The following is an 11,782-nucleotide window of genomic DNA, read 5'->3' as shown; positions in this document are numbered from 1 at the left end:
CGGTCCGGTACTGAAACCGGTAAACGGGTGCCCCCAGGGCCTTGGCGCCGCCGGGCTTCCGCCAGGATGTCAGCGACACATAAGGATCCTGCACAGGGGGACGAGGGAATGAGCCACAACCAGCCCGGACCATACGGACAGCCGCAGCAGCCGGGACCGTACGGCGGCCAGCCGCAGCAGCCCAATCCGTACGGCCAGCAGCCGCAGCAGCCGAACCCGTACGGGCAGCCCGCCCCGCAGCCCGGATACGGCTACCCGCAACAGGCCCCGCAGGGCGTCCCCCAGCAGGGATACGGCTACCCGCAACAGCCGGGCATGCCCCCGCAGCCGAACCAGTACGGCCAGCAGCCGCCGACGCCCCCGTACGGCGGCCCGATGCAGCCGATGCAGCCCCCGGCCAAGAAGAAGACGGGCCTCATCGTCCTCGCCGCCATCGTGGCAGTCGCGGCCATCGGCGGCGGCGCGTGGTTCCTCCTGAACGGGAAGGCCGGAAACGGCGACGTCTCGGACGCCACGAAGGGCTACAAGCTGGTCCCGCCGGCGGCGGTCGCCGAGTTCAAGAAGGGCAACGAGAAGTCGGACAGCTTCTCCAGCAAGGACAAGAAGGAAGCCGAGGGCATCGGCATCAAGAACCCTGAGCAGGCGCAGCAGGGGTACCAGGCCGGTGACCCGGCCCAGCCGATGCAGTCGAAGCTCCTCCAGTTCTCCGGTATCTACGGCGAGATCGCCGACCCTGCGAAGACCCTCGATGCGTCCTTCGCGCTGATGAAGAACAGCGCCGAGGAGGACGACAAGAAGCAGGAAGTCACCTTCGTCGGCGCCGCTCAGACGATGAAGCCCGCAGGCTTCGACGGCGCGCTGATGAAGTGCCAGGACGCCAAGTTCGAGTCCAAGGAAAAGTCCGCGAACCCGCTGCAGCCGAAGGAGTTCACGGTGCCGATGTGCATCTGGACGGACTACAGCACCATGGGCATCGTGATGCCGCTCGACATCAGCAAGATGATGACCGGCGGCAAGGGCTACACCCTGGAGCAGTCGGCCGAGTACGCCGCGAAACTCTACAACACGGCGCGCGTGAAGAAGTAACACCCGCCCGCCCGACACGAAAAGGGGCGCCCTGCCAGCTGGCGGGGCGCCCCTTTTCGTAGTGCGGTGTTATGCGGGACGGGACGCCTGGTAGCACGCTTCACGGGCCTCATCCAACAGGGAGGAGTCGATCACCCAGATGACTCAAGATCCACACCATCTCGAACATGTGGCCTAATTTTGGGGAATTTGGCTGGCCTACGAACGCCAGATGGGGTGCCTCCGGCCAAGTTGGCCGGAGGCACCCCATCTGCATACAACTGACCGACTACGCGGACTTCTCGTGCGGGCCCTGGTCCTTGGGGACGATGCGGGGGACGAGGGTCGGGTTCACGTTGGAGCGGACCACGTCGGCCGAGATGACCACGCGGGCCACGTCCTTGCGGGACGGGACCTCGTACATCACCGACATCAGGACCTCTTCCATGATGGCGCGCAGGCCGCGCGCGCCGGTCTGGCGGAGGATCGCCTGGTCCGCGATGGCCTCCAGCGCGCCGCGCTCGAAGTCCAGCTCGACGCCGTCGAGTTCGAACAGCCGCTGGTACTGCTTGACCAGCGCGTTGCGCGGCTCGACGAGGATCTGCAGCAGCGCCTCGCGGTCCAGGTTGTGGACCGAGGTGATCACGGGGAGGCGGCCGATGAACTCGGGGATCATCCCGAACTTCACCAGGTCCTCCGGCATGACCTCGTGGAACTGGTCGCTCGCCTCGATCTCGCGCTTCGAGCGGATCGTCGCCCCGAAGCCGATGCCCTTGGCGCCCGCACGCGACTCGATGATCCTCTCGAGGCCGGCGAAGGCGCCGCCCACGATGAAGAGCACGTTCGTCGTGTCGATCTGGATGAACTCCTGGTGCGGGTGCTTGCGGCCGCCCTGGGGCGGGACCGAAGCCGTCGTGCCTTCCAGGATCTTCAGGAGGGCCTGCTGCACGCCCTCGCCGGAGACGTCGCGCGTGATCGACGGGTTCTCGCTCTTGCGGGCGACCTTGTCGATCTCGTCGATGTAGATGATCCCGGTCTCGGCCTTCTTGACGTCGTAGTCCGCCGCCTGGATCAGCTTGAGCAGGATGTTCTCGACGTCCTCGCCGACATAGCCGGCCTCCGTCAGCGCCGTCGCGTCGGCGATGGCGAACGGGACGTTGAGCATGCGGGCCAGCGTCTGCGCCAGCAGCGTCTTGCCGGAGCCCGTGGGGCCCAGCAGCAGGATGTTGGACTTCGCGAGCTCGATCGCGTCGTCACGGCCCTGCGCGCCGCCGTTCTCGCCGGCCTGGACCCGCTTGTAGTGGTTGTAGACCGCTACCGAGAGCGCCTTCTTCGCCGGCTCCTGGCCGACGACGTAGCTCTCCAGGAACTCGTAGATCTCACGGGGCTTGGGGAGTTCCTCCCACCGGACCTCGGAAGTCTCCGCGAGTTCCTCTTCGATGATCTCGTTGCAGAGGTCGATGCACTCGTCGCAGATGTACACACCGGGTCCTGCGATGAGCTTCTTCACCTGCTTCTGGCTCTTTCCGCAGAACGAGCACTTGAGCAGGTCGCCGCCGTCACCGATGCGTGCCACGAGGTGCTTCCCCTTCGCCTGGGAGACGCCTGGTTCAGCGCTCCTGGTGCCTCATATCCGACGGTACCTTGCCGGGGCCCCGGTTCGGGGCCCCCTTGACGTGGTTCACATCGCCGTTCGTGACGATACGGCCACGCCAAGGGGCCGCAAGGATCAGCCGTTGTTCATCTTGCGGGTGGAGACGATCTGGTCGATCAGGCCGTACGCGAGCGCGTCCTCGGCCGTGAGGATCTTGTCGCGCTCGATGTCCTCGCGGATCTTCTCGATCGGCGTGGACGAGTGCTTGGCCAGCATGGACTCCAGCTGGTCGCGCATGCGCAGGATCTCGTTGGCCGCGATCTCCAGGTCGGAGAGCTGCTCACGGCCGGTGCCGCCGGACGGCTGGTGGATCAGCACGCGGGCGTTCGGCAGGGCCATGCGCTTGCCGGGGGTGCCGGCGGCGAGCAGGACCGCGGCGGCGGAGGCCGCCTGGCCCATGCAGACCGTCTGGATGTCCGGCTTCACGAACTGCATGGTGTCGTAGATCGCCGTCAGCGCGGTGAAGGAGCCACCGGGGCTGTTGATGTAGATCGAGATGTCGCGGTCCGGGTCCATCGACTCCAGGCACAGCAGCTGCGCCATGACGTCGTTGGCCGAGGCGTCGTCGATCTGCACACCGAGGAAGATCACGCGCTCTTCGAAGAGCTTCGCGTACGGGTCGTACTCGCGCACGCCCTGCGAGGTGCGCTCCACGAAGCGCGGCACGACGTAACGGTTGTCCACCTGCGCACCGGTGTAGAGAGCGCTCGCGGAGAGGTTGTTCTGCATATGGGTGTTCACCATCCTGGTGGCGTTCTGCGGGCTGGGGCTTTCCGTGTGCGGGGCGGGGCTCAGGCCCCGGTGCCGCCGCCGCCCGGGACGTTGGACGCGGCCGAGATGATCTGGTCGATGAGGCCGTACTCCTTGGCCTCCTCCGCCGTGAACCAGCGGTCGCGGTCACCGTCGCGGATGATCGCCTCGACGGTCTGGCCCGAGTGGTGCGCGGTGATCTCGGCCATGCGCTGCTTGGTGCGCAGCAGGTACTGGGCCTGGATCTTGATGTCCGACGCGGTGCCGCCGATGCCGGCGGAGCCCTGGTGCATCAGGATGTCGGTGTTCGGGAGCGCGAAGCGCTTGCCCTTGGCGCCGCCGGTGAGCAGGAACTGGCCCATGGAGGCCGCCATGCCCATACCGATGGTGACGACGTCGTTCGGGATGTACTGCATGGTGTCGTAGACCGCCATGCCGGCCGTCACCGAGCCGCCGGGGCTGTTGATGTAGAGGTAGATGTCCTTCTCCGGCTCGGCGGCCAGGAGGAGGAGCTGCGCCGTGATCTTGTTGGCGATCTCGTCGTCGACCTGCTGGCCGAGGAAGATGATGCGCTCGCCGAGCAGCCGGTTGTAGACATGGTCGCCGAGGCCGCCACCGATGGACGGCTCACCCGCGGCGTAAGGCATCAGATTCGTCACGTATCCACCTGCTCGTCTCCGACGGCCACGTGCCGTCTCAGCGTCTCGTTCAGAGGGCAGTGCCCTCGTATTCATGGACCCTAACGCGCAGGTCGGACAACGCCATCCCGCTTCCCGAACTGTTCGCTGGGAGCGCAAGGTACGCATGGCCTCTCAAGCGGTGCGCGAGGGACGCCGGAGGGCCCGGACGCGGTGCGTCCGGGCCCTCGGTGCGGCCTGGCCCGGGGGCTGGGCCGCGGGGTCTTACTTGGCCTCTTCGGCCGTCTCCTCGGCGTCGGCGTCCACGGCGGCCTCGACGACCGCAGCGGCCTCCTCGACCTCGTCCTCGTCGTCGGAGAGGTCGACGACCTCACCCTTGGTGTCGACGACCTTGGCGGCCTCGACGACGACCGCGAGGGCCTTGCCGCGGGCGACCTCGCCGACGAGCATCGGCACCTGGCCACCCTCGACGACGGCCTGGGCGAACTGGTCGGGGGACATGCCGGAGGACTGCGCGCGGCGCAGGAGGTGCTCGGTGAGCTCTTCCTGGTTGACGTTCAGCTTCTCCTTGTTGACGAGCTCGTCGAGGACGAACTGCGTCTTGATGCCCTTGACCGCCTGCTCGCGGGTCTCGGCGTCGAACTCCTCGGCCGTCTTGCCCTGGATCTCGAGGTACTTCTCGAGGTTCAGGCCCATCTGGCCGAGCTGGTGGTGCTCGAGGTTGTGCTTGCGGGTGTTGACCTCGTCCTCGAGGAGCTTCTCGGGGATCGGGACCTCGACGAGCTCCAGCAGCTTCTCCAGGACGCGCTCCTGGGCCTGCGTGGCCTGGTCGAACTGCTTCATGTTCTCAAGGCGCTTGCGGCTGTCCGCCTTGAGCTCCTCGAGGGTGTCGAACTCGCTCGCCATCTGGGCGAACTCGTCGTCGAGGGCCGGCAGCTCACGCGCGGAGACCGCGGTGACCTTGACGGTGATCTCGGCGTCCTTGCCCTCGGCGGAGCCACCCTTGAGCTGCGAGGTGAAGGTGGTCTCGCCACCGGCCTCCAGGCCCTTGACGGCCTCGTCGATGCCGTCGAGGAGCTCGCCCGAGCCGATGGTGTAGGAGACGTCGGAGGCGACGCCGTCCTCCAGGACCTCGCCGTCGACCTTGGCCTCGAGGTCGATGGTGATGACGTCGCCGTCCTGGGCCGCGCGCTCGACCGGGTTGGTCGTCGCGAAACGGCCGCGCAGCTGCTCGACCGACTTCTCGATGTCCTCGTCGGTGACCTCGACCGCGTCCACCTCGACCTCGATGCCGGAGTAGTCCGGGATCTCGATGGCGGGGCGGATGTCGACCTCGGCGGTGAAGGCCAGCAGTTCGCCGTCCTTCAGCTCCGTGATGTCGACGTCGGGCTGGCCCAGCGGGTTCAGGTCGGCCTCGTTGACCGCCTCGGTGTAGAACTTCGGGAGGGCGTCGTTGACGGCCTCCTCCAGCACCGCACCGCGGCCGAAGCGCTGGTCGATGACCCGGGCCGGGATCTTGCCCTTGCGGAAGCCCTTGACCGTGACCTGCTGGTTGATCTTCTTGTACGCCGCGTCGAGGCTGTCCTTGAGCTCCTCGAAGGGCACCTCGACAGTGAGCCGAACCCGAGTCGGGTTCAGGGTCTCCACGGCGCTCTTCACGGTTCGGTCTCCTTGTGGCTGACTTCTTGGGGTTCTGCCGAAAGCTGCGAATCAGCGGATCAGCGGATCGGGCCCGGCACATCAGACACACGGGCACGCAGCTTGCATAGTAACCGCAAGCGGTCGGCCGCCCACAACGCGATCATGACGCGATCACGATCAGACGCCCGTTTGTGAGGAGAACGGCCTCGCGGACGAACGGCGGAGGCACGGCCGCAGGAGGAAGCCTGCGGAAAAGGGTCAGCTGGTCGGGGTGGCCGGATTCGAACCGACGACCTTCCGCTCCCAAAGCGGACGCGCTACCAAGCTGCGCCACACCCCGTCGGTGCGACACGTAGGGTACATGCCCGCGGGGCGCTGGGCGCGCGACTTGCGCCGGAGTGGAATGGGGTGTGCGCTCACGCGCCGGGACCCGCTAGGATGCTGTCCGTACCGCGGTCTCGTGACCTGCGGTGCTGCGTGCGGGTGTAGCTCAATGGTAGAGCACTAGTCTTCCAAACTAGCTACGCGGGTTCGATTCCCGTCACCCGCTCCACGACGAGTGAGCCGGTCCCGCTGTGGCGGGGCCGGCTCTCTTGCGTACGGGCTTCCCGTGCGTGCGTACGGGTCTCCCGCGCGGGCCGGCCTCGCGTACGGACCGTGCGTCCGGGCCGCTCATCCGGGCCGGTCAGAGGTCGATGCCCGCGATGGTGGCGCTGAGCGACTTCAGGAACCGGTTGACGTCCGGGGCGATCGAACTGGACGCCAGGAAGAAGCCGAAGAGCGTGGCCACGATGGCCGGACCCGTTTTGATGTGGTTCCCGCGGATCAGCACCACCATGATCACGGCCAAAAGAACCACGACAGACAGCGAAATGGCCACTACTGATCACACCCTCGGTCGTCCCCTGAGCGGCCCCGTTCGGCCCGGGATGCGCTTGTCCGCGCACCCCCACATGGACCATCGTGCCACCAACGGGCCCCGGCTATCCGCTCCGTGACGAATCGATGACAACGCATTCACGCCAACCGGCGCCGCGCGGGGCACGTTTCGGGCTTCAGCCGGGCGGCAGCCCGAGCAACTCCCGCACCCGGGCGTACTTCTCGGTGAGCCGTTCGCGGGTCGGGCCGTCCAGGACCGCCAGCCGGGCCGGGTCCGCGTTGTGCGCGAGGTCGGCCTCCTTGACGAGGAGGGCGCCGGGGGTGGCGAGGATGCGGGCGGTGTAGTCGGCGGTGGCCTCGCCGGGGCGCTTGGTGACGGCGAGGACCATGTCCTTCACCTCCTGCGGGAGGGCGGCCGCGGCCAGCCACCGGTGGCTGAGGGCGTCGTCCTCGACGGAGTCGTGCAGCCAGGCGGCGGCGATCTGGCGGTCGCTGCCGCCGCGGGCCCGCACCCCGTCGGCGACGGCCTGGAGGTGTTCCGCGTACGGGCGGCCCGCCTTGTCGGTCTGGCCGGCGTGGGCCGCGCGGGCCAGCGCCTCGACCTCGGTCAGGGTCAGGTGGGTCACGTCGCCTCCCGGTGCGGGGTCCCGTCAGGGGTCAGGTGGAGCGGCGGATGAGGAGGAGGGCCCGGTCGTCGTTGACGTCCTTGGCGACCTTTTCGATGAGGTGCCAGGCGGCGCCTTCGAAGCCGGAGGAGACGTAGCGGTCGGCCTCGCCGGTCAGCCGGTCGATGCCTTCGCCGATGTCCCGGTCGGCGGTCTCGACGAGGCCGTCCGTGAAGAGCATCAGGACGTCGCCGCGGCGCAGGTTGCCGCGGGTGGGCCGGAACTCGGCGCCGTCGTAGACGCCGAGCAGGGGGCCCTCGCCGGACTTCTCCTGCCAGCGGCCGGTGCCCGCGGAGAGCTGGAGGGCGGGCAGGTGGCCGGCGCTGAGGAGTTCGTAGTCGCCGGTTTCGAGGTCGAGGACGAGGTGGATGGAGGTGGCGAAGCCCTCGTCCCAGTCCTGGCGGAGCAGGTAGCCGTTGGCGGCGGGCAGGAAGTCCCGGTGCGGGAGCGAGCCGAGCAGGCCGCCGAAGGCGCCGGAGAGGAGCAGGGCGCGCGAGCCGGCGTCCATGCCCTTGCCGGAGACGTCGGTGAGGACGACTTCGAGGGTGCGGCCGCCGTTGGTGCGGGCGGCGACGACGAAGTCGCCGGAGAAGGACTGGCCGCCCGCGGGGCGCAGCGCCATCTCGCGGTGCCAGCCGCGGGGCAGGGCGGGCAGCTTGCTCTGGACGCGGATGCGTTCGCGCAGGTCGAAGAGCATGGTGCCGCCGCGCCGCCAGGGCACGCCGACCCGGCTGCGGAACTGGGCGATGACCAGTCCGAAGAATCCGCAGGCGGCGACGACGAGCACGGTGCCGGGGGTGACCCGGCCCGGTCCCTGGGTGTACGGGCCGAGGACGACGGATTCGACGATCAGGGCGGCGGCGGAGGCGGCGTAGAGGCCGAGCAGGCTGGCGGGGCGCAGCAGCAGGCCGCCCGCGACGATGGGCAGGACCAGTGCGGACGGGGAGAACCAGACCGGCATCATGATCGTCCCGCAGGCGATGGCGGGGATGGTCAGGAACAGTCCGGTGAGGGCGAGCCAGTCGGAGGCGTCGCCGCGGAAGTAGTCGACGGCGGATTTGCGCAGGGCGGTGCGCGCCCGGAGCGCGGCTTTGCGCGTCCGGGCGCTGAACGATTCGATGCGCGCTCCGGCCATTGCTTCGGGACCCTATCCATCCTGGCTGTGCGCGCGCAGGGGTACCCCCTGACCGGGGGTGCCCCGCGGGTCCGATATCGGGTCGCCCGGCGGGGATCGCCCTGGTAGGGATGGCCCCATGACGATGGACATGCGGGTCTTGCGGCCGTTGGAGTGGGACGACTGGTTCCGGCACCTGGAGGTGGCGTTCGGCGGGGAGGCCGAGCCTGCGGAAGCGCGGGAGTTCTACCGGGACATGACCGAGCCGGAGCGTTCCCTGGGCGTGTGGGACGGGGAGGCGTGCGTCGGTTCGGCGAGTGCTTTCAGTTTCCGGCTTGCGGTGCCGGGCGGGGCCCTGGTGCCGGCGGCCGGGGTGACGATGGTCGGGGTGGCGCCGACGCACCGCAGGCGCGGGGTGCTGACGTCGTTGATGCGGCGCCAGTTGGACGACGTACGGGCGGGTGGTGAGCCGCTGGCGGTGCTGACGGCTTCGGACCCGGCGATCTACGGGCGGTTCGGGTACGGCGCCGCGACGTACTCGCTGTCGGTGGAGGTGGACACGACCCGGGTGCGGCTGGCGGTGCCGCCGGAGGCGGACGGGATCCGGCTGCGGCTGGTCGATCCGGAGGAGGCGCTCGGGGCCTGCGAGAAGGTGTACGCGGCGCTGCTGGCGGTGCGGCCGGGGATGCCGGCCCGGCTGCCGGGCTGGGAGCGGCAGGGGGTGCTGGATCCGGCGTCGGGCCGCGGTGGGCGGGCGCCGCTGGCGTGTGTGCTGGCGGAGCGGGCGGACGGCGAGGTGGTGGGGTACGCGCGCTACCAGGTGAATCCGGAGTGGGACATGTCCGGGTCGGCCGGGTCGGTGGAGGTGCGCGACCTGGACGCGCTCGACCCGGCGGCGTACGCGGCGCTGTGGCGGTACGTCTTCGACATCGACCTGGTGTGGACGGTGAAGGCGCACAAGCGGCCGGTGGACGATCCGCTGCTGCACCTGGTGAGCGATGTGCGGCGGTCGGCGCCGCGGGTACGGGACCAGTTGCACGTGCGGCTGGTGGACGTGGGCGCGGCGCTGGCGGCGCGGGTGTACGGGTCGCCGGTGGACGTGGTCTTCGAGGTGACGGACGCGTTCTGTCCCTGGAACGAGGGACGCTGGCGGCTGACGGGTGACGCGAAGGGGGCGTCGTGCGTCCGCACCGGGGACGCGGCGGATCTGGCGCTGTCGGTGACGGAGCTGGGGGCGGCGTACCTGGGCGGGGTCACGCTGGCTTCGCTGGGCGGGGCGGGGCGGGTCGTCGAGCGGCGGGCGGGTGCGCTCGTGGAGGCGTCGCGGGGGTTTGCGGGGGATGTCGCGCCGTGGCTGCCGCACGGCTTCTGAGTCGGGCGGCCTTTCAGCCCACCGGCTGACCCGCGACGGCCGCGCCGGCCGCGCCGGCTGATGGTGGCGCACCCTTCGGTCTTGCCGAGGCCCTCACGGGCACGATCCAGCCCCTCCGGCGCTTGAGGAGCGGGTCCGGGCGGAGCCCGGTGACCCCGCGCGCCCTTCAGCCCCACCGGCGCTTGAGGAGCGGGTCCGGGCAGGGCCCGGTGCCGGCGTCAGCCGGGTTGTCCTTGGGGCTCCGCCCCAAACCCCGCGCCTCAAACGCCGGCGAGGCTGGAATTGCCGCACGCAGCGCCCGGCGGGGCTGGGAGTTGCTGCGCGCAGGGGCGGGCGGGGCTGGGAGTTGCTGCGCGCAGGGGCGGGGCTGGGAGTTGCTGCGCGCAGGGGCGGGCGGGGGTCAGGGGTGTTGGCAGGTGGGGCACCAGAAGAGGTTGCGGGCGGCGAGGTCGGCGGTGCGGATCTCGCCGCCACAGATGTGGCAGGGCAGGTCGGCCCTGCGGTACACGTACACCTCGCCGCCGTGGTCGTCGACGCGCGGCGGGCGCCCCATCGCCTCGGGCAGGTGCTCCGGGCGGACCGTGTCGATGCGGTTGTTGCGCACGCCCTCGCGCATGAGGGCGGCGAGGTCGGTCCACATCGCCTCCCACTCGGCGCGGCCGAGGTCGCGGCCGGCGCGGTAGGGGTCGATGCCGTGCCGGAAGAGGACTTCGGCTCGGTAGACGTTGCCGACGCCCGCGACGACCTTCTGGTCCATGAGCAGGGCGGCGACGGTGGTGCGGCTGCGGGAGATGCGGGTCCAGGCCCGGTCCGGGTCGTCGTCGGGGCGCAGCGGGTCGGGGCCGAGCCGGCCGTGTATGTCCTGCTTCTCGGCGGCGGTGATCAGCGCGCAGGCGGTGGGGCCGCGCAGGTCGGCGTAGTGGTCGTCGGTGCGCAGCCGGAGGCGGACGGTGTCGGTGGCCGGCGGGGCGGGCGCGGGGCCGAGGCCGTACTTGCCGAAGAGGCCGAGGTGGATGTGGATCCAGTCCTCGCCGGGGCCGTCGAAGCCGAGGAAGAGGTGCTTGCCGTGGGCTTCGGCGACCGCGAGTTCCCGGCCGTCGAGCAGGGCGGCGCTGTCGGCGAACCGGCCCTGGGGGCTGGTGACGCGGACGGTCCGGCCGGCGAAGCGCTCGGCGTGGTCCTGGGCGAGGCGGTGGATCGTATGCCCTTCGGGCACGGCTGCTCTCCTACGGATGGAACGCCCGTGCCACCGGCGCGGGGCCGGTGGCACGGGACCGCTTGGCCGAGCGGGTCAGCCCTGCTGCGGGTGGTGGGCCGGGATCGGGGGGAGCTCGCCGGTCTGCTCGTAGGCGGAGAGCATCTCGATGCGGCGGGTGTGGCGCTCCTCGTTGGAGTACGGGGTCGCCAGGAAGGCCTCGATGAAGCTGACGGCCTCGTCCTGCGTGTGCATGCGGCCGCCGACGGAGATGACGTTGGCGTTGTTGTGCTCGCGGCCGAGCTTGGCGGTGTCGACGCTCCAGGCCAGTACGGCGCGGACGCCCTTGACCTTGTTGGCGGCGATCTGCTCGCCGTTGCCCGAGCCGCCGATCACGATGCCGAGGCTGTCCGCGTCCGCGGCGGTCCGCTCGGCGGCGCGGAGGCAGAACGGCGGGTAGTCGTCCACGGCGTCGTAGATGTGGGGGCCACAGTCGACGGGCTCGTGGCCGTTGTTCTTGAGCCAGTCCACCAGGTGGTTCTTGAGCTCAAAGCCGGCATGGTCGGATCCGAGGTACACGCGCATGGGACGAGTGTGGCACGTGTGGGGCCGTCGGCCCGCAGTTGGGGGGCCTCCGCCGAGGGCAGGCGGAGTGTCGCGTAAGTCACTTCTAAACCTCAAGTAAACCCAAAGAACGCAGATGGGACGGGGCGGACGAAGGTCCGGGACCTTCGCCCCTTCGCAACGATCCGGACGGAGGCCTTCCGTCCTGCGTTCATCTCAGGTTTGAATGCCGGGGCTCGCAACCC

At 69.8% G+C, this 11,782-nt stretch carries 11 protein-coding genes and 2 tRNA genes; 3 read left to right on the top strand and 10 right to left on the bottom strand.

The genetic code is table 11. The annotated features are described in order from the left end of the window. Positions 1–108 precede the first annotated feature (108 nt). Positions 109–1,086 carry a hypothetical protein gene (locus OG764_RS23845; protein ID WP_328970462.1) on the top strand — a complete coding sequence of 326 codons (978 nt, stop codon included), beginning with the start codon at positions 109–111 and terminating at the stop codon, positions 1,084–1,086. A 268-nt stretch (positions 1,087–1,354) separates the two neighbouring features. Here OG764_RS23845 and clpX read toward each other — a convergent pair whose 3' ends face one another. The 5 genes from clpX to OG764_RS23820 form a co-directional block, all read right to left on the bottom strand. Continuing rightward, positions 1,355–2,641: an ATP-dependent Clp protease ATP-binding subunit ClpX gene (gene clpX / locus OG764_RS23840; RefSeq protein ID WP_328970461.1), complete on the bottom strand. Its 1,287-nt coding sequence runs from the start codon at positions 2,639–2,641 to the stop codon at positions 1,355–1,357. Positions 2,642–2,794: 153 nt separating this feature from the next. Continuing rightward, positions 2,795–3,463: an ATP-dependent Clp protease proteolytic subunit gene (locus OG764_RS23835; protein ID WP_328970460.1), complete on the bottom strand. Its 669-nt coding sequence runs from the start codon at positions 3,461–3,463 to the stop codon at positions 2,795–2,797. A 47-nt stretch (positions 3,464–3,510) separates the two neighbouring features. Next, positions 3,511–4,128, bottom strand: coding sequence for an ATP-dependent Clp protease proteolytic subunit (locus tag OG764_RS23830; protein WP_328970459.1), 618 nt, complete (start codon positions 4,126–4,128; stop codon positions 3,511–3,513). Between the two features lie 243 nt (positions 4,129–4,371). Beyond that, a complete protein-coding gene (tig, locus tag OG764_RS23825; RefSeq protein WP_328970458.1) occupies positions 4,372–5,766 on the bottom strand; it encodes a trigger factor in 1,395 nt (464 codons plus the stop codon). A 245-nt stretch (positions 5,767–6,011) separates the two neighbouring features. Then, positions 6,012–6,088: transfer RNA gene (locus OG764_RS23820), tRNA-Pro, on the bottom strand. 139 nt (positions 6,089–6,227) lie between these two features. Between OG764_RS23820 and OG764_RS23815 the strand changes: the two genes are divergently transcribed. Further along, positions 6,228–6,301, top strand: a tRNA-Gly gene (locus OG764_RS23815). A gap of 132 nt (positions 6,302–6,433) precedes the next feature. Here the strand turns inward: OG764_RS23815 and OG764_RS23810 are convergent. The 3 genes from OG764_RS23810 to OG764_RS23800 form a co-directional block, all read right to left on the bottom strand. Beyond that, a complete protein-coding gene (locus OG764_RS23810; protein WP_328970457.1) occupies positions 6,434–6,628 on the bottom strand; it encodes a hypothetical protein in 195 nt (64 codons plus the stop codon). A 175-nt stretch (positions 6,629–6,803) separates the two neighbouring features. After that, entirely contained in the window at positions 6,804–7,253 is a 450-nt protein-coding gene (locus tag OG764_RS23805; RefSeq protein WP_328970456.1) for an HD domain-containing protein, read from the bottom strand. Positions 7,254–7,284: 31 nt separating this feature from the next. Further along, positions 7,285–8,427 (bottom strand): PP2C family protein-serine/threonine phosphatase, encoded by a 1,143-nt coding sequence (locus OG764_RS23800; protein WP_328970455.1) that lies wholly within the window; start codon positions 8,425–8,427, stop codon positions 7,285–7,287. Between the two features lie 118 nt (positions 8,428–8,545). Here OG764_RS23800 and OG764_RS23795 point away from each other — a divergent pair, with 118 nt between their 5' ends. Continuing rightward, a complete protein-coding gene (locus tag OG764_RS23795; protein WP_328970454.1) occupies positions 8,546–9,778 on the top strand; it encodes a GNAT family N-acetyltransferase in 1,233 nt (410 codons plus the stop codon). Positions 9,779–10,178: 400 nt separating this feature from the next. On the opposite strand, the gene OG764_RS23790 is transcribed toward OG764_RS23795, so the two are convergent. Continuing rightward, positions 10,179–10,994: an Fpg/Nei family DNA glycosylase gene (locus OG764_RS23790; RefSeq protein WP_328970453.1), complete on the bottom strand. Its 816-nt coding sequence runs from the start codon at positions 10,992–10,994 to the stop codon at positions 10,179–10,181. 75 nt (positions 10,995–11,069) lie between these two features. Then, positions 11,070–11,558 (bottom strand): ribose-5-phosphate isomerase, encoded by a 489-nt coding sequence (locus OG764_RS23785; protein WP_328970452.1) that lies wholly within the window; start codon positions 11,556–11,558, stop codon positions 11,070–11,072. Between the last annotated feature and the right edge of the window lie 224 nt (positions 11,559–11,782).

This window comes from Streptomyces sp. NBC_00239 (assembly GCF_036194065.1).
In the GTDB taxonomy this organism is placed as follows: domain Bacteria; phylum Actinomycetota; class Actinomycetes; order Streptomycetales; family Streptomycetaceae; genus Streptomyces.
Note: the sequence above shows the minus strand (reverse complement) of the source record. Positions and strands in the feature narration are given on the sequence as shown.